Origin of the sequence: Streptomyces sp. NPDC053513 (genome assembly GCF_044544765.1) — a bacterium.
GTDB lineage: Bacteria > Actinomycetota > Actinomycetes > Streptomycetales > Streptomycetaceae > Streptomyces > Streptomyces litmocidini.
This window is the reverse complement of the sequence record NZ_JBITXP010000005.1, coordinates 388101-405240: the sequence shown is the minus strand read 5'-3', so window position 1 is coordinate 405240 and position 17140 is coordinate 388101. Positions and strand designations below refer to the sequence as shown.

The 17140-nt window shown below is 68.9% G+C and carries 17 protein-coding genes and 3 tRNA genes; 16 read left to right on the top strand and 4 right to left on the bottom strand.

The genetic code is table 11. From position 1 onward, the window contains the following. Window position 1: 1 nt before the first annotated feature. A complete protein-coding gene (locus tag ACIGW4_RS12070; RefSeq protein WP_359590059.1) occupies window positions 2-1282 on the bottom strand; it encodes an amidohydrolase family protein in 1281 nt (426 codons plus the stop codon). Between the two features lie 206 nt (window positions 1283-1488). Here ACIGW4_RS12070 and ACIGW4_RS12065 point away from each other — a divergent pair. The 6 genes from ACIGW4_RS12065 (at window position 1489) to ACIGW4_RS12040 (ending at window position 4036) form a co-directional block, all read left to right on the top strand. Continuing rightward, window positions 1489-1561 (top strand) — tRNA-Thr (locus ACIGW4_RS12065). Between the two features lie 44 nt (window positions 1562-1605). After that, window positions 1606-1678: transfer RNA gene (locus ACIGW4_RS12060), tRNA-Met, on the top strand. Between the two features lie 88 nt (window positions 1679-1766). Next, window positions 1767-1931 (top strand): 50S ribosomal protein L33, encoded by a 165-nt coding sequence (gene rpmG / locus ACIGW4_RS12055; protein WP_003956487.1) that lies wholly within the window; start codon window positions 1767-1769, stop codon window positions 1929-1931. Between the two features lie 99 nt (window positions 1932-2030). After that, a complete protein-coding gene (locus ACIGW4_RS12050; RefSeq protein ID WP_030687915.1) occupies window positions 2031-2483 on the top strand; it encodes a MaoC family dehydratase N-terminal domain-containing protein in 453 nt (150 codons plus the stop codon). 2 nt (window positions 2484-2485) lie between these two features. After that, window positions 2486-2914, top strand: a complete 429-nt coding sequence (locus tag ACIGW4_RS12045) for a MaoC family dehydratase (protein WP_123454602.1) — start codon at window positions 2486-2488, stop codon at window positions 2912-2914. 12 nt (window positions 2915-2926) lie between these two features. Next, window positions 2927-4036 carry a UDP-N-acetylmuramate dehydrogenase gene (locus ACIGW4_RS12040; RefSeq protein WP_398710126.1) on the top strand — a complete coding sequence of 370 codons (1110 nt, stop codon included), beginning with the start codon at window positions 2927-2929 and terminating at the stop codon, window positions 4034-4036. Here the strand turns inward: ACIGW4_RS12040 and ACIGW4_RS12035 are convergent. Beyond that, on the bottom strand, window positions 4033-4665 hold the full coding sequence (locus ACIGW4_RS12035) for an NAD(P)-dependent oxidoreductase (protein ID WP_123454606.1): 633 nt from the start codon (window positions 4663-4665) through the stop codon (window positions 4033-4035). The genes ACIGW4_RS12040 and ACIGW4_RS12035 overlap by 4 nt on opposite strands. A gap of 87 nt (window positions 4666-4752) precedes the next feature. Between ACIGW4_RS12035 and ACIGW4_RS12030 the strand changes: the two genes are divergently transcribed. After that, window positions 4753-5349 carry a TetR/AcrR family transcriptional regulator gene (locus ACIGW4_RS12030; protein ID WP_123454608.1) on the top strand — a complete coding sequence of 199 codons (597 nt, stop codon included), beginning with the start codon at window positions 4753-4755 and terminating at the stop codon, window positions 5347-5349. Here the strand turns inward: ACIGW4_RS12030 and ACIGW4_RS12025 are convergent. Then, window positions 5342-6361: an adenosine deaminase gene (locus tag ACIGW4_RS12025; RefSeq protein ID WP_398710128.1), complete on the bottom strand. Its 1020-nt coding sequence runs from the start codon at window positions 6359-6361 to the stop codon at window positions 5342-5344. The two genes, ACIGW4_RS12030 and ACIGW4_RS12025, sit on opposite strands and share 8 nt — an antisense overlap. Window positions 6362-6490: 129 nt before the next feature. After that, complete coding sequence (locus ACIGW4_RS12020) at window positions 6491-7717, bottom strand: pyridoxal phosphate-dependent aminotransferase (RefSeq protein ID WP_123454612.1); 1227 nt, start codon at window positions 7715-7717, stop codon at window positions 6491-6493. Window positions 7718-7923: 206 nt separating this feature from the next. Here ACIGW4_RS12020 and ACIGW4_RS12015 point away from each other — a divergent pair. From ACIGW4_RS12015 to rpoB, 9 genes are all read left to right on the top strand, one after another. Further along, window positions 7924-7996, top strand: a tRNA-Trp gene (locus ACIGW4_RS12015). 103 nt (window positions 7997-8099) lie between these two features. Continuing rightward, window positions 8100-8384, top strand: a complete 285-nt coding sequence (gene secE / locus ACIGW4_RS12010; protein ID WP_030687899.1) for a preprotein translocase subunit SecE — start codon at window positions 8100-8102, stop codon at window positions 8382-8384. A 43-nt stretch (window positions 8385-8427) separates the two neighbouring features. After that, complete coding sequence (nusG, locus tag ACIGW4_RS12005; RefSeq protein ID WP_359590056.1) at window positions 8428-9288, top strand: transcription termination/antitermination protein NusG; 861 nt, start codon at window positions 8428-8430, stop codon at window positions 9286-9288. A gap of 158 nt (window positions 9289-9446) precedes the next feature. Further along, on the top strand, window positions 9447-9881 hold the full coding sequence (gene rplK, locus ACIGW4_RS12000; protein WP_030687894.1) for a 50S ribosomal protein L11: 435 nt from the start codon (window positions 9447-9449) through the stop codon (window positions 9879-9881). Between the two features lie 106 nt (window positions 9882-9987). Continuing rightward, the gene (gene rplA / locus ACIGW4_RS11995) at window positions 9988-10716 is read left to right on the top strand and encodes a 50S ribosomal protein L1 (RefSeq protein ID WP_123454618.1); all 729 of its coding nucleotides are present in this window, start codon (window positions 9988-9990) and stop codon (window positions 10714-10716) included. Window positions 10717-10831: 115 nt separating this feature from the next. Continuing rightward, entirely contained in the window at window positions 10832-11737 is a 906-nt protein-coding gene (locus ACIGW4_RS11990) for a hypothetical protein (RefSeq protein ID WP_399579977.1), read from the top strand. Between the two features lie 251 nt (window positions 11738-11988). Then, entirely contained in the window at window positions 11989-12519 is a 531-nt protein-coding gene (gene rplJ, locus ACIGW4_RS11985; protein WP_030757401.1) for a 50S ribosomal protein L10, read from the top strand. Between the two features lie 112 nt (window positions 12520-12631). Continuing rightward, a complete protein-coding gene (rplL, locus tag ACIGW4_RS11980) occupies window positions 12632-13018 on the top strand; it encodes a 50S ribosomal protein L7/L12 (RefSeq protein WP_123454622.1) in 387 nt (128 codons plus the stop codon). A 546-nt stretch (window positions 13019-13564) separates the two neighbouring features. Beyond that, window positions 13565-17047: a DNA-directed RNA polymerase subunit beta gene (gene rpoB / locus ACIGW4_RS11975; protein ID WP_123454624.1), complete on the top strand. Its 3483-nt coding sequence runs from the start codon at window positions 13565-13567 to the stop codon at window positions 17045-17047. Window positions 17048-17140 lie beyond the last annotated feature (93 nt).

The window sequence follows — 17140 nt, the reverse complement described above, 5'->3', positions numbered from 1 at the left end:
CTCACGACCGTACGTCGGGACCGGCCGGAGGGCTCCCCGGCTCGGGCGGTCGCTCCGGGCGCGCCTGGCGCGGCAGGTCCAGGGCCGCCGCCGAGTCGCAGTACTCCCGCACCGCGCTCGTCCGGGCCACCACCCGTCCCCGGTGCACCACGATCCGGCTGTACGCGAGGGACAGCACGCCCGCGAGGCGCTCGCCGCGCACCGCGAGCAGCTCCGCCGGGAAGCCGGCCTCCACCCGCACCTCCGGCAGGCCCATCGCCTCCCGCGCCCGCTCGCTCACCGCCCCGTACGCCTCCCGGGGCGGCAGTCCGCCGAGCGAGGCCAGCAGGTAGGCCGCCTCCAGCGGGTCCCCCCGCCCCACCGGGTTGGCCACGTCCCGCAGCGCCCCGCTGCCCGCCGCGACCCGCACCCCGGCCGCCCGCAGCAGCCGTACGGGCGCCGCTCCGCGCAGCTCCGTGCCGGAGCAGCCGCCCTGGGGCAGGCAGATCACCGTCACCCCGGCCGCCGCCAGCCGGTCCGCCGTCCGGCTCGCCGTGTCGGTGGGGAGCCGGGCGAGGCCGGCGCACGGGCCGATCACGACCCCGGGCCGCAGTCCGCCGGCCATCGCCGCGAGCCGGGCGAGGCGGGCGGGGTCGTCCCCGTCGGTGTGCAGGTCGACCGGGACGCCGTGCTCGGCCGCGACGGCGAGGACGGCCTCCACGTACCCGGCCGGGTCCGGGTCGAGGTCCGGGCAGCCGCCGACCACCCCGGCGCCCATCTTCACCGCGTCCCGCAGCATCGCGAGTCCGTCCGCCCCCGCGACGCCCGTGAGCAGCCGGGGCACGGCGACGGCCGTCAGGTCGGCGAGGCCGCGCAGCGAGCGCCGGGCCTGAAGGACCGCTTCGAGCGGGCCGAGTCCGTGGACGTCGCCGATGCGCACGTGCGCGCGGAGCGCGGTCGCGCCGTGGCCCAGCTGGAGGAGCGCGGCCTCGGTGGCCCGCCGTTGCACCTCCTCGGGGGCGTACGGGACGGGGCCCGGGGTGTCGGCGGAGAGCGCGGTGTCGGCGTGGGCGTGGGGTTCGGCGGCGGCGGGCAGCAGGAGGTAGCCGGCCAGGTCGACCCGGGCGCCCACGGTGGTGAGGCTGCCCGCGGTGCCGACGGCCTCGATCCGGTTGCCGACGAGCCGTACGTCCACGGTCCGTCCGTCGGTGAGGCGCGCGTGGGAGAGCAGGAGCGAGGTCGAGTCGGCGGTGGTGGCGGCCCCGTCCTCGGGCGGCTGGGGCTGCTTGCTGTCGGCTGACATCGGGCTCCTCAAGGCTCCTCAAGATCAAGATCGCGCAGCGTGGGGCCGAGCCTAGGGGCGCTCGGAGCGACCTTCGAGGAGGAGCGCAATAGTCGTACCGATGAGGCCACGAGTGGCGTACGGGACGCCTGGTGAGGGGTGTCGCGAGGCCGCCGGGAAACGGATTTGGGTGATGGGCCGGAGACCGTGTAATGTCTTCCTCGCTCGCCCCAATAGCTCAGTCGGTAGAGCGTCTCCATGGTAAGGAGAAGGTCTACGGTTCGATTCCGTATTGGGGCTCTGGTGAGAGGGATCCCGCCTTCGGGCGGGATCCGGATCATCAAAGCGGTGTAGCTCAGTCGGTAGAGCAAGCGGCTCATAATCGCTGTGTCACCGGTTCAAGTCCGGTCACCGCTACAGACAGTAGCCGATTGTGGGGTCGGTCCTGCGATCGGCTACTCTTCTATGCGTTCATCCGTCCATCCGTCCGTCAAGGAGCACTCACGTGGCTGCCACCGACGTCCGCCCGAAGATCACGCTGGCCTGCGTGGAGTGCAAGGAGCGGAACTACATCACCAAGAAGAACCGGCGTAACAACCCGGACCGTCTTGAGATGAAGAAGCACTGCCCCCGCTGCAACTCGCACACCGCGCACCGCGAGACGCGCTAATCAGGCTCGTACACGAGGCCGTCCCCACCAGGGGGCGGCCTCGTGTCGTTTATCGGCATCACGGCAACATCGGCAAGAAATCCAGGAGGTATCGAGTCCATGGCGCTCGACCAGTCCTTCGTGGGCCGGACCTATCCGCCCACCGCGCCCTACGAGGTCGGCCGCGAGAAGATCCGCGAGTTCGCCGAGGCGATCGGTGACGCCAATCCCGCCTACACCGACACCGAGGCGGCCAAGGCGCTCGGGCATTCCGATGTGATCGCCCCGCCCACTTTCGTGTTCGCCATCACGTTCAAGGCGGCCGGCGCCGTCATCGAGGACCCGCAGCTGGGCCTCGACTACAGCCGCGTCGTCCACGGCGACCAGAAGTTCGCCTACACCCGGCCCGTACGCGCCGGGGACCGGCTCTCGGTCACCTCCACCATCGAGGCGATCAAGTCCCTCGCCGGCAACGACATCCTGGACATCCGCGGCGAGGTCCACGACGCCTCCGGCGAGCACGTCGTCACCGCCTGGACCAAGCTCGTCTCCCGCGCGCCCGAGGGGGCCTGACCATGACCGCGAAGATCGCCTACGACGAGGTCGAGGTCGGCACCGAGCTGCCCGCGCAGACCTTCCCCGTGACCCGCGCCACGCTCGTGCAGTACGCCGGCGCCTCCGGGGACTTCAACCCGATCCACTGGAACGAGAAGTTCGCGGTCGAGGTCGGCCTCCCGGACGTCATCGCCCACGGCATGTTCACCATGGCCGAGGCGATCCGCGTCGTCACCGACTGGACCGGCGACCCCGCCGCCGTCGTCGAGTACGGCGTCCGCTTCACCAAGCCGGTCGTCGTCCCCAACGACGAGGCCGGCGCCCTGATCGAGGTCTCCGCCAAGGTCGCCGCCAAGCTGGACGACCAGCGGGTGCGGGTCGACATCACGGCCACGAGCGCCGGGCAGAAGGTCCTGGGCATGAGCCGGGCCGTCGTACGACTGGCCTGACCCCGTGAGCCCATGACCCGTCGCCGGCGCGCGAGGGGTCATGGGCTTTCTCGTACTCTTGAGCCCGTGCAGCTCCTCAACGACGCCCCCCTCGCGCCCCTGACCACCTTCCGGCTCGGCGGTCCCGCCACCCGGCTGGTCACCGCCACCACCGACGACGAGGTCATCGCCGCCGTCCGCGAGGCCGACGCCACCGGGGCCCCGCTGCTGATCATCGGCGGCGGATCCAACCTGGTCATCGGGGACAAGGGCTTCGAGGGCACCGCGCTGCGCATCGCCACCACCGGCTTCACCCTCGACGGGACCCGTCTGGAGGTCGCCGCCGGCGAGGTCTGGACCGACGTCGTCGCCCGGACCGTCGAGGCCGGGCTCGCCGGGATCGAGTGCCTGGCCGGCATCCCCGGCTCGGCCGGCGCGACCCCCATCCAGAACGTCGGCGCGTACGGACAGGACGTCTCCGCCACCCTCACCGAGGTCGTGGCGTACGACAGGGACGACCACCGGGTCGTCACGCTGACGAACGAGCAGTGCGACTTCTCGTACCGGCACAGCCTCTTCAAGAAGCTCCCCGACACCTACGTCGTGCTGCGCGTCCGTTTCGAGCTGGAGGACGCCGGCGGCCTGTCCGCCCCGATCGCCTACGAGCAGACCGCCCGCGCCCTCGGCGTCGGGATGGGCGACCGGGTGCCGCTCGCCCACGCCCGCGAGACCGTCCTGAAGCTGCGCGCGAGCAAGGGCATGGTCCTGGACCCCGAGGACCACGACACCTGGTCCGCCGGATCCTTCTTCACCAACCCGATCCTCCCGAACGAGGAGTTCGACGCCTTCCGGGCCCGCGTGGCCGAGCGCCTCGGCCCCGAGGCCCAGGCACCGGCGTTCCCCGTGGGCACCTCCTTCACCAAGACCTCGGCGGCCTGGCTGATCGACAAGGCCGGCTTCACCAAGGGGTACGGCTCCGGGCCCGCCCGGATCTCCACCAAGCACACGCTCGCCCTCACCAACCGGGGCGAGGCGACCACCGAGGACCTCCTCGCCCTCGCCCGCGAGGTCGTCGCCGGAGTGCACGAGGCCTTCGGCGTCACCCTCGTCAACGAGCCGGTGACCGTGGGCGTGGAGCTCTAGTACGCCACCCCGACGGCCTGTTTGACCGTCGCGGGGTCGTCGATCATCGCCAGCATCGCGTGCGCCACGTCCGCGCGGGCCAGGGAGCGGCCCCGGGGAGGGGTGCCGCCGACGACCTTGCGGTACCGGCCGGTGCCCGGCCCGTTCGTCAGCTTGGGCGGGCGCACGGACGTCCAGTCGGCGCCGCTCGCGGCGAGCTCCGCCTCCATGACCCGCAGGTCGGCGTAGACGTCCTTCAGGACGCTGTTGACGATCGCCAGCACGGCCTTGTCGACGAGGGCCTGGCCGTCCGGGACCGGGCCCAGCGGGGCCGCGCTGACCACCAGGAGCCGGCGCGTCCTCTCGGCCTCCATCGCCGCGAGCACCGAGCGGGTGAGCCGGGCGGCCACGCCCGCGTCCGCCCGGGTGCGGGCCCCGAGGCCCGAGAGCACCGCGTCCCGGCCCGCGACCGCCCCGCGCAGGGCCTCGGGGTCGGACAGGTCGGCCCGGCGGACCGTCAGGCGGGAGCCCGTCGCCGTGAGCCGCGCGGGGTCCCGGACCACCGCCGTCACCTCGTGGCCCGAGGCCAGGGCCTGCCGGACGACCTCCTGGCCGATGCCGCCGGTCGCACCGAAGACTGTGAGCTTCATGTCGCACCCTCCCCGGGTGGGTAAGTATTCACTCACCCCCAGGGTGAGTGGATACTCACTCACACGTCAAGCGTGGCTGGAGGATGCATGGAACAGAGGTCGACCCGCACCCGGATCGTCGACGCCGCCCGCGACCTCATGCGGACGGCGGGGCTCGCCCGCACCACCACCAAGGAGATCGCCAAGGCGGCCGGCTGCTCGGAAGCCGCCCTCTACAAGTACTTCAGCAGCAAGGAAGAGCTCTTCCTGACCGTCCTGAACGAGCGCCTGCCCCAGCTCGGCGGCCTCCTCGGCACGCTCGTCGCCGACCCCGGCGGCCGCACCGTCGAGGAGAACCTCGTCGAGGTCGCCCGGCAGGCCGCGCTCTTCTACGAGCAGACCTTCCCGGTCGTCGCCTCCCTCTACGCGGAGCCGCAGCTCAAGCGGCGCCACGAGGAGGCCATGCGCACCTACGGCATGGGCCCCCACAAGCCCATCGAAGGCCTCGCCGCCTATCTCCGCGCCGAACAGCGGCACGGCCGCATCGGCCCCGACGCCGACCCGGTGGCCGCCGCCTCCCTGCTCCTCGGGGCCTGTGTGCAGCGCTCCTTCGCCTGGGAGATGAGCCCGGACCGCAGGCCGCCGGACTCCCTCGACGACTTCGCGCGCTCGCTCGCCCGCACCCTGCTCCGGGGAATCAGCTAGCGAGCCAGTCGTCGATGCCCGCGAGCAGCTTCGCCCTGACGTCCTCGGGCGCCGCCGAGCCCCGCACCGACTGCCGGGCCAGCTCCGCCAGCTCCGCGTCCGTGAACCCGTGGTGCCGACGGGCGATCTCGTACTGCGCCGCGAGCCGCGAACCGAAGAGCAGCGGGTCGTCCGCACCGAGCGCCATCGGCACCCCGGCCTCGAAGAGGGTCCGCAGCGGCACGTCCTCGTGCTTCTCGTACACCCCGAGCGCGACGTTCGACGCCGGGCAGACCTCGCAGGTCACGCCCTTCTCGGCGAGCCGCCGCAGCAGCCCCGGGTCCTCCGCCGCCCGCACCCCGTGACCGACCCGCGCCGCCCGCAGGTCGTCCAGGCAGTCCCGTACGGACGACGGCCCCGTCAGCTCGCCGCCGTGCGGGGCCGCGAGGAGGCCGCCCTCCCGCGCGATCGCGAAGGCCCGGTCGAAGTCCCGGGCCATGCCCCGCCGCTCGTCGTTGGAGAGCCCGAAACCGACCACCCCCCGGTCCGCGAAACGCACCGCGAGTCGGGCCAGGGTCCGCGCCTCCAGGGGGTGCTTCATCCGGTTCGCCGCGACGAGCACCCGCATCCCGAGCCCGGTCTCCCGGGAGGCCCCGTCCACCGCGTCCAGGATGATCTCCAGGGCCGGGATCAGACCGCCCAGGTGCGGGGCGTACGAGGTGGGGTCGACCTGGATCTCCAGCCAGCCGGAGCCGTCCCGCACGTCCTCCTGCGCCGCCTCGCGCACCAGCCGCCGGATGTCCTCCGGCTCGCGCAGGCAGGAGCGGGCGATGTCGTAGAGCCGCTGGAAGCGGAACCAGCCGCGCTCGTCGGTCGCCCGCAGCTTGGGGGGCGTACCGCTGCTCAGCGCCTCCGGGAGGTGCACGCCGTACTTGTCGGCCAGCTCGATGAGCGTCGTGGGCCGCATCGAACCGGTGAAGTGCAGGTGCAGATGGGCCTTGGGCAACAGGGTGATATCGCGTACATGCTCCATCGGCCGATACTGCCGCACCCGAATGGACGAATACAGTCCGTTTCCCCGATCGGGACCTTGCTAGAACGCAAGAACGGGCCCCCGGTTCCGAGAACCGGGGGCCCGCAGTCCCTGAATTCGAGGACTGGATCAGTCGCGCGCCTCGGCGAGGAGCTTCTGGATCCGGGACACGCCCTCCACCAGGTCCTCGTCGCCCAGCGCGTACGACAGGCGCAGGTAGCCCGGGGTGCCGAAGGCCTCGCCCGGGACGACCGCGACCTCGGCCTCGTCCAGGATCAGGGCGGCCAGCTCGACCGAGTCCTGCGGGCGCTTGCCGCGGATCTCCTTGCCGAGCAGCCCCTTCACCGACGGGTACGCGTAGAACGCGCCCTCGGGCGTCGGGCAGTACACGCCCTCGATCTCGTTCAGCATCCGCACGATCGTCTGGCGGCGGCGGTCGAAGGCGGCGCGCATCTCGGCGACCGCGTCCAGGTCGCCGGAGACGGCGGCGAGCGCGGCCACCTGCGCGACGTTGCTCACGTTGGACGTGGCGTGCGACTGCAGGTTCGTCGCGGCCTTGACGACGTCCTTCGGGCCGACGATCCACCCGACGCGCCAGCCCGTCATCGCGTACGTCTTCGCCACGCCGTTCACCACGATGCACTTGTCGCGCAGCTCGGGCACGATCGCCGGCAGCGAGACGAACTTCGCGTCGCCGTAGACCAGGTGCTCGTAGATCTCGTCCGTCAGGACCCACAGGCCGTGCTCGACGGCCCAGCGGCCGATCGCCTCGGCGTCCGCCTCGCTGTAGACCGCGCCGGTCGGGTTCGAGGGGGAGACGAAGAGGACGACCTTGGTCTTCTCCGTGCGCGCCGCCTCCAGCTGCTCCACCGAGACCCGGTAGCCCGTGGTCTCGTCGGCCACGACCTCCACCGGGACACCGCCCGCGAGGCGGATCGACTCGGGGTACGTCGTCCAGTACGGCGCCGGGACGATGACCTCGTCGCCCGGGTCGAGGATCGCCGCGAAGGCCTCGTAGATCGCCTGCTTGCCGCCGTTGGTCACCAGGACCTGGGAGGCGTCGACCTCGTAGCCGGAGTCGCGCAGCGTCTTGGCGGCGATCGCGGTCTTCAGCTCGGGCAGACCGCCGGCCGGCGTGTAGCGGTGGTACTTGGGGTTCTTGCAGGCCTCGACGGCCGCCTCGACGATGTAGTCCGGCGTCGGGAAGTCGGGCTCACCCGCGCCGAAACCGATCACCGGGCGCCCGGCGGCCTTGAGGGCCTTGGCCTTGGCGTCGACGGCGAGGGTGGCGGACTCGGAGATCGCACCGATCCGGGCGGAGACCCGACGCTCGGTGGGAGGGGTAGCAGCGCTCATACGGCCCATCGTCCCAGACCGCGTCGAGGCCCGGCACACAGGTTTCACGGACCGGACAGGAACGGTCATTCCCGGTCGTACGCGCGTCCGGCGGCAGGTCGGCGCGCTTTCTGTTCGACGTGAGGGCCCATGACCACGTATGCTCACTCCTCGTTGGCCCACAGCGACCACATCTCACGATGCGGTAGGTTGGGGGGCACCGACAAAGGGTCGTAGCTCAATTGGTAGAGCACCGGTCTCCAAAACCGGCGGTTGGGGGTTCAAGTCCCTCCGGCCCTGCTACACACACCGCCAGGTGTTGTGCGCATGTACGTACTTCATTGCACCGCCGTGCGGCTCCACCCGGGCGCGGCACGGCCGACCCGGAATCAGGTGAGAGATCGTGACGGACGCCGTAGGCTCCATCGACATGCCTGATGCCGACGAGTCCGCAGAGTCGAAGAAGAAGTCCCGCAAGGGCGGGAAGCGCGGAAAGAAGGGCCCTCTGGGCCGTCTCGCGCTCTTCTACCGCCAGATCATCGCCGAGCTCCGCAAGGTCGTCTGGCCCACGCGCAGCCAGCTTTCGACGTACACCACCGTGGTGATTGTCTTCGTCGTCATCATGATCGGCCTCGTCACCGTGATTGACTATGGCTTCCAGGAAGCAGTCAAGTACGTCTTCGGCTGACTTTTTGTTCCACCCATCTGTATCGCAGGAAGAAGCAGCCACCGTGTCTGACGCGAACCTGAACGACGCCTTCGAGTCCGAGTCCGTCGAGGACGAGCTGGACATCGTCGAGGCCGCCGACGAGGACGTCGAGGACGTCGAGGTCGACGCTGCTGAGGACGCTGCGGACGAGGACGTCGAGATCGACGAGGACGAGTCCGACGAGGCTGACGAGGACGACGCCGTCGAGGCCGAGGTCGAGGACGCCGAGGAAGAGACCGAGGAGGAGGCCGAGCCGGCCGCCCCGGTCGACCCGGTCGCCGCGCTCCGCGAGGAGCTCCGCACCCTCCCCGGCGAGTGGTACGTCATCCACACCTACGCGGGCTACGAGAAGCGCGTGAAGGCCAACCTCGAGCAGCGTGCCGTCTCGCTCAACGTCGAGGACTTCATCTACCAGGCCGAGGTCCCCGAGGAAGAGATCGTCCAGATCAAGGGCGGCGAGCGGAAGAACGTCAAGCAGAACAAGCTTCCCGGCTACGTCCTCGTCCGCATGGACCTGACGAACGAGTCCTGGGGCGTCGTCCGCAACACCCCCGGCGTCACCGGCTTCGTGGGCAACGCCTACGACCCGTACCCGCTGACCCTGGACGAGATCGTCAAGATGCTCGCCCCGGAGGCCGAGGAGAAGGCCGCCCGCGAGGCCGCCGAGGCCGAGGGCAAGCCGGCTCCGGCCCGCAAGCTGGAGGTCCAGGTCCTGGACTTCGAGGTCGGCGACTCGGTCACCGTCACCGACGGCCCGTTCGCGACCCTCCAGGCCACGATCAACGAGATCAACCCGGACTCGAAGAAGGTCAAGGGCCTCGTCGAGATCTTCGGTCGCGAGACCCCGGTCGAGCTCAGCTTCGACCAGATCCAGAAGAACTGATCTCACCGTCTTCCGACCAGGTCAGAGTGGCTTCCACAGCCGCTCTGACCTGCTCGGTTTTTAGCCGCGCGACTATACCCGTTATCGTTGTGCGGTATGCCTCCATCCGGATGACCGGATGGCGGGCTGAACACTCTCACTAGGACCCGGAGAGAGCAATGCCTCCCAAGAAGAAGAAGGTCACGGGGCTTATCAAGCTCCAGATCAACGCCGGTGCGGCCAACCCGGCCCCGCCGGTCGGCCCCGCGCTGGGTCAGCACGGCGTCAACATCATGGAGTTCTGCAAGGCCTACAACGCCGCGACCGAGTCGCAGCGTGGCATGGTCGTGCCGGTGGAGATCACGGTCTACGAGGACCGCACCTTCACCTTCATCACCAAGACTCCGCCGGCCGCCAAGCTGATCCTCAAGGCCGCGGGTGTGGAGAAGGGCTCCGGCGAGCCGCACAAGACCAAGGTCGCCAAGCTCACGGCCGCCCAGGTCCGCGAGATCGCCACGGTCAAGCTCCCCGACCTCAACGCCAATGACCTGGACGCCGCGTCCAAGATCATCGCCGGCACCGCCCGTTCCATGGGCATCACGGTCGAGGGCTGATCACCCCCCGTCTGACCTCTTAGTGGTAGGGCCGGCGCGGTCCGCACCACGACTCCATACCTGCCACGCGGCGTCAGCCGCATGGTGTAACTGCACAGGAGAAGCAGTGAAGCGCAGCAAGGCTCTCCGCAACGCGGACGCCAAGGTCGACCGCGAGCGGCTCTACGCCCCCCTCGAGGCCGTCCGTCTCGCCAAGGAGACCGCCACCACGAAGTTCGACGGCACCGTCGAGGTCGCCTTCCGCCTGGGTGTCGACCCGCGCAAGGCCGACCAGATGGTCCGTGGCACCGTGAACCTCCCGCACGGCACCGGCAAGACCGCCCGGGTCCTGGTCTTCGCGACCGGTGAGCGTGCCGAGGCCGCGATCGCCGCGGGCGCCGACATCGTCGGCTCCGACGAGCTCATCGACGAGATCTCCAAGGGCAACCGCCTGAACGAGTTCGACGCCGTTGTGGCCACCCCGGACCTCATGGGCAAGGTCGGCCGCCTCGGCCGCGTCCTCGGCCCGCGTGGTCTCATGCCGAACCCCAAGGTCGGCACCGTCACCCCCGATGTCGCGAAGGCTGTCAACGACATCAAGGGCGGCAAGATCGAGTTCCGTGTCGACAAGCACTCGAACCTGCACTTCATCATCGGCAAGGTCTCCTTCGACGACACGAAGCTGGTCGAGAACTACGCCGCGGCCCTGGAGGAGATCCTCCGTCTGAAGCCGTCCGCCGCGAAGGGTCGCTACATCAAGAAGGCGGCCATCACGACGACGATGGGCCCCGGCATCCCGCTGGACTCCAACCGCACCCGCAACCTCCTCGTCGAGGAGGACCCGGCCGCGGTCTGAACCTCACCGGTTCACTGAGTGGTCAAGCCGGCCCCGCACCTCTCCGGAGGTGCGGGGCCGGCTTCTTGCTACGGTGCGAGGGACCGCACAGTCATGGACCAAGGGGTGGGGACTCATGAGCACGTCCGCTTGGAAGCGCGCGGGCATCGCGCTGACGGCAGCGGCCGTCGTCACGGGGATCGCGGGCTGTCAGGACGGCGACGCGAAGGCCGGGGGAGCCGAGTCGCGGGCGCAGAGCCACGGCGACGTCACGAAGGTCATCCAGGCCGCGTACGAGAAGACCTCGGCCGCCAGGGCCGCCAAGGTCAGGATGACCATGAGCATGGAGGGCGTCGGCGCGGAGTCCGGCACCGTCGAGATGACGGGGACCCAGGGCTGGAACCCGGCGGTGATGGACTTCACCATGAAGGGCTCCATGCTGTCCGCCGGCAAGCCCGGCGGGCCCGAGCAGATGCACGTGATCATGCTCGACCAGGCCATGTACATGGACATGGGCGCCGAGCAGGCCGCCGGGATGGGCGGCAAGCGCTGGCTGAAGCTGGACCTGAAGGCCGTCGCGGAGGCATCCGGCGACAAGGCGCTGCAGAAGCAGATGACCGGCGGCCTGGACAACATGAACCAGGACCCGTCCCAGCAGCTCGCCCTGCTCCTGGACTCCCCGGACCTGAAGCACGTCGGTGCCGAGAAGGTCAACGGCATGGAGACCCAGCACTACAGGGGCACGCTCACCTTCGAGCAGATGCTCAAGGCCAACGAGTCGTCGAAGCTCCTCTCCAAGGAGGACCACGACAAGCTCATCGCCAACGTGAGGAAGGCGGGCCTCAAGGGCTACGACACCGAGCTCTGGGTCACCGAGGACGGCTACCCGGCCCGTATGAACCTCGGCATGACCATGGCGCAGGGCACCATGCAGATCCGGGCCGACTACAGCGACTACGGCACCAAGGTCGCCGTCCAGGCCCCGCCGGCCAAGGAGACCGTGGACCTCTTCGAGGCGCTGAAGGGCTCCGGCAAGGCCTGATTTGCACCCGGCGCAGGCCATCACGTACGCTTCCACAGAAGCCAAAGACCGCTGGTCGTTGCTGTGCCCTTACCGGGTGCGGTGGCCGAAGGATCCGCTGACGACGGACGACCCGCGCAGGTGACTGTGGAAGTGTTCCCGGACCTTACCGTTCGGTCGAGCTCAGCCCCGTGCGCCTGCGCCCGGGGCGTTTTGTTTTGTTCAGCCTCCTTCTGAGCGGTCCTCATCACCCGGAAGGAGGCTGACGCACTATGCCGACGCCCAACAAGGCTGCATCGGTGGCCGAGCTCAAGGACGCGTTCCAGAGCTCCAACGCCGCCGTGCTGACCGAGTACCGGGGTCTCACCGTCGCGCAGCTCAAGACGCTGCGTCGCTCTCTCGGTGAGAACGCCCAGTACGCCGTGGTGAAGAACACGCTGACCAAGATTGCGGCCAACGAGGCCGGGATCACCGCACTGGACGAGCACTTCGCTGGTCCGACCGCGGTCGCCTTCGTCACCGGTGACCCGGTGGAGTCGGCGAAGGCCCTGCGTGACTTCGCCAAGGAGAACCCGAACCTCATCATCAAGGCCGGTGTCCTTGACGGTAAGGCTCTCTCCGCCGACGACATCAAGAAGCTTGCGGACCTCGAGTCCCGCGAGGTTCTGCTCAGCAAGCTGGCCGGCGCGTTCAAGGGCAAGCAGTCTCAGGCTGCTCAGCTCTTCCAGGCGCTGCCGTCGAAGCTCGTCCGCACCGTGGACGCGCTTCGCGCCAAGCAGGCCGAGCAGGGCGGTGCCGAGTAATTCGGCTCGCGCATTGATCCGCGCCGCCTAGTGCGCGGGTCGTAGCGGGCCGTTACGCCCGCCTCTATAGACACATCGGCACCTGCCGAGATTAGTGGAAGGATCGCCCATCATGGCGAAGCTCTCTCAGGACGACCTCCTCGCCCAGTTCGAGGAGATGACCCTCATCGAGCTCTCCGAGTTCGTGAAGGCCTTCGAGGAGAAGTTCGACGTCACCGCCGCCGCGGCCGTCGCCGTTGCCGCCGGCCCGGTCTCGGGTGACGGTGGCGCCGCCCAGGCCGAGGAGCAGGACGAGTTCGACGTCATCCTCGAGGGTGCCGGCGACAAGAAGATCCAGGTCATCAAGGTCGTGCGCGAGCTCACCTCCCTGGGCCTCAAGGAGGCCAAGGACCTCGTCGACGGCACCCCGAAGCCGGTCCTCGAGAAGGTCGCGAAGGACGTCGCCGACAAGGCCGCCGAGTCCCTCAAGGCCGCCGGCGCCTCCGTCACGGTCAAGTAAGACCGTTTCGGCTCGCTGAGCTGACTCCTGCCCCCGTGTAACGCGGAGGCACCGAGAGGCGATCATCCATCTGGGTGGTCGCCTCTCGGCGTTCCCGGAACGGGCGTGGCGGGGGTCCTGGAGGCCGCCGGAAGCGGAGTATGGTGATCTTCGCCGTGCGCCCCGGGACGAACAGGTCTTGACGAACCGCACGCAGCGCGCAATTCTCAGGACGCGTCGTCACAACGATCCGTTTCCGAGGCATGGATCGACGACCGAACGGGCAGTATCGAGGTGCGCCGCACGGCGCGAGGTACCGCGGAGTTGAGAGCAACGAGGGTCGCGAAGAAGTCGCCCTGGACATCAGTGAGCCAAGTGGCTACACTGACCCTTTGCGCTGCCTGTTAGCTGCCCCCTGCCCGTCACCAGGGGCATACCTTCGCATCAACTTCGTGGACCGACCCCGTCTGACCTGGCCTTTCGGCCGGCTCAGGAAACGTCTGCCGTGAAGTGCTGCAGGGGACCGGTACGCGCGTAGTGAGTCCGAGCCCTCGGAAGGACCCCCTCTTGGCCGCCTCGCGCAACGCCTCGACCAATACGAACAACGGCGCAAGCACCGCCCCGCTGCGCATCTCCTTTGCAAAGATCAAGGAGCCCCTCGAGGTTCCGAACCTCCTCGCGCTGCAGACCGAGAGCTTTGACTGGCTGCTCGGCAACGCCGCCTGGAAGGCTCGCGTCGAGGCTGCCCTTGAGTCGGGACAGGACGTCCCCACGAAGTCCGGTCTGGAGGAGATCTTCGAGGAGATCTCCCCGATCGAGGACTTCTCCGGGTCGATGTCGCTGACCTTCCGCGACCACCGCTTCGAGCCGCCGAAGAACTCGATCGACGAGTGCAAGGACCGTGACTTCACGTACGGCGCCCCGCTCTTCGTCACCGCCGAGTTCACCAACAACGAGACCGGCGAGATCAAGTCCCAGACGGTCTTCATGGGCGACTTCCCGCTCATGACCAACAAGGGCACCTTCGTCATCAACGGCACCGAGCGCGTCGTGGTGTCGCAGCTGGTCCGTTCCCCCGGTGTCTACTTCGACTCGTCGATCGACAAGACGTCCGACAAGGACATCTTCTCCGCCAAGATCATCCCGTCCCGGGGTGCCTGGCTGGAGATGGAGATCGACAAGCGCGACCTGGTCGGTGTCCGCATCGACCGCAAGCGCAAGCAGTCCGTCACCGTCCTCCTGAAGGCCCTCGGCTGGACCACCGAGCAGATCCTGCAGGAGTTCGGCGAGTACGAGTCCATGCGCGCCACCCTGGAGAAGGACCACACCCAGGGCCAGGACGACGCGCTGCTCGACATCTACCGCAAGCTCCGTCCGGGCGAGCCGCCGACCCGCGAGGCCGCTCAGACGCTGCTCGAGAACCTCTACTTCAACCCGAAGCGCTACGACCTCGCCAAGGTCGGCCGCTACAAGGTGAACAAGAAGCTCGGCGCCGACGAGCCGCTGGACGCCGGTGTCCTCACCACCGACGACATCATCGCCACGATCAAGTACCTGGTGAAGCTCCACGCGGGCGAGACCGAGACGATCGGCGAGAACGGCAACGAGATCGTCGTCGAGACCGACGACATCGACCACTTCGGCAACCGTCGTCTGCGCAACGTCGGCGAGCTCATCCAGAACCAGGTCCGCACGGGTCTGGCTCGTATGGAGCGCGTCGTCCGCGAGCGGATGACCACCCAGGACGTCGAGGCGATCACCCCGCAGACCCTGATCAACATCCGCCCGGTCGTGGCGTCGATCAAGGAGTTCTTCGGCACCTCGCAGCTGTCCCAGTTCATGGACCAGAACAACCCGCTGTCGGGTCTGACGCACAAGCGTCGTCTCTCGGCGCTGGGTCCCGGTGGTCTCTCCCGTGAGCGGGCCGGCTTCGAGGTCCGAGACGTGCACCCGTCCCACTACGGACGCATGTGCCCGATCGAGACCCCCGAAGGCCCGAACATCGGTCTGATCGGTTCGCTCGCCTCGTACGGCCGCGTCAACGCGTTCGGCTTCATCGAGACGCCGTACCGCAAGGTCGTCGACGGCCAGGTCACCGACGAGGTCGACTACGTCACCGCCGACGAGGAGGACCGCTTCGTCATCGCGCAGGCCAACGCCGCGCTCGACGAGAACCTCCGGTTCACCGAGAACCGCGTCCTGGTCCGCAAGCGTGGCGGCGAGGTCGACTACGTCGAGCCGTCGGACGTGGACTACATGGACGTCTCGCCGCGCCAGATGGTGTCGGTCGCGACCGCCATGATCCCCTTCCTCGAGCACGACGACGCCAACCGTGCCCTCATGGGCGCGAACATGATGCGTCAGGCCGTCCCGCTGATTAAGTCGGAGGCCCCGCTCGTCGGCACCGGCATGGAGTACCGCTGCGCCACCGACGCCGGCGACGTGCTCAAGGCCGAGAAGGACGGTGTCGTCCAGGAGCTGTCGGCCGACTACATCACGGTCGCCAACGACGACGGCACGTACATCACGTACCGCCTGCACAAGTTCTCCCGCTCCAACCAGGGCACCTCTGTGAACCAGAAGGTCGTCGTGGACGAGGGCGACCGCGTCATCGAGGGCCAGGTCCTCGCCGACGGTCCCGCCACCGAAGACGGCGAGATGGCGCTCGGCAAGAACCTGCTCGTGGCGTTCATGCCGTGGGAGGGCCACAACTACGAGGACGCGATCATCCTGTCGCAGCGCCTCGTGCAGGACGACGTCCTCTCCTCGATCCACATCGAGGAGCACGAGGTCGACGCCCGTGACACCAAGCTCGGCCCCGAGGAGATCACCCGGGACATCCCGAACGTCTCCGAGGAGGTCCTCGCGGACCTCGACGAGCGCGGCATCATCCGCATCGGTGCCGAGGTCGTCGCCGGCGACATCCTGGTCGGCAAGGTCACCCCGAAGGGCGAGACCGAGCTGACCCCGGAGGAGCGCCTGCTCCGCGCGATCTTCGGTGAGAAGGCCCGTGAGGTCCGTGACACCTCGCTGAAGGTGCCGCACGGCGAGATCGGCAAGATCATCGGCGTCCGCGTCTTCGACCGCGAGGAGGGCGACGAGCTTCCCCCGGGCGTGAACCAGCTGGTCCGCGTCTACGTCGCCCAGAAGCGCAAGATCACCGACGGTGACAAGCTCGCCGGCCGTCACGGCAACAAGGGTGTCATCTCCAAGATCCTCCCGATCGAGGACATGCCGTTCCTCGAGGACGGCACCCCGGTCGACATCATCCTCAACCCGCTGGGTGTCCCGTCCCGAATGAACCCGGGACAGGTCCTGGAGATCCACCTCGGCTGGCTCGCCAGCCGCGGCTGGGACGTCTCCGGGCTCGCGGACGAGTGGGCGCAGCGCCTCCAGGCGATCGGCGCCGACCAGGTCGCCCCCGGCACCAACGTCGCCACCCCGGTCTTCGACGGTGCGCGTGAGGACGAGCTCGCGGGTCTGCTCCAGCACACCATCCCGAACCGCGACGGCGAGCGCATGGTGCTCCCGTCCGGCAAGGCGAGGCTGTTCGACGGCCGCTCCGGCGAGCCGTTCCCGGACCCGATCTCCGTCGGGTACATGTACATCCTCAAGCTGCACCACCTGGTCGACGACAAGCTGCACGCGCGTTCGACCGGCCCGTACTCGATGATCACCCAGCAGCCGCTGGGTGGTAAGGCCCAGTTCGGTGGCCAGCGCTTCGGTGAGATGGAGGTGTGGGCGCTGGAGGCTTACGGCGCCGCGTACGCCCTCCAGGAGCTGCTGACGATCAAGTCCGACGACGTGACCGGCCGCGTGAAGGTCTACGAGGCCATCGTCAAGGGCGAGAACATCCCTGAGCCCGGCATCCCCGAGTCCTTCAAGGTCCTCATCAAGGAGATGCAGTCCCTGTGCCTCAACGTGGAGGTGCTGTCCTCGGACGGCATGTCCATCGAGATGCGCGACACCGACGAGGACGTCTTCCGCGCAGCGGAGGAGCTCGGCATCGACCTGTCCCGGCGCGAGCCGAGCAGCGTCGAAGAGGTCTGACGGGAGTCCGGTGCGGGGACTCGGTGAAACACCGCTGAGTCCCCCGCCGGCCCCAGGACCCCCGTATCAGACCCACAGCCTTACAACCCTGAG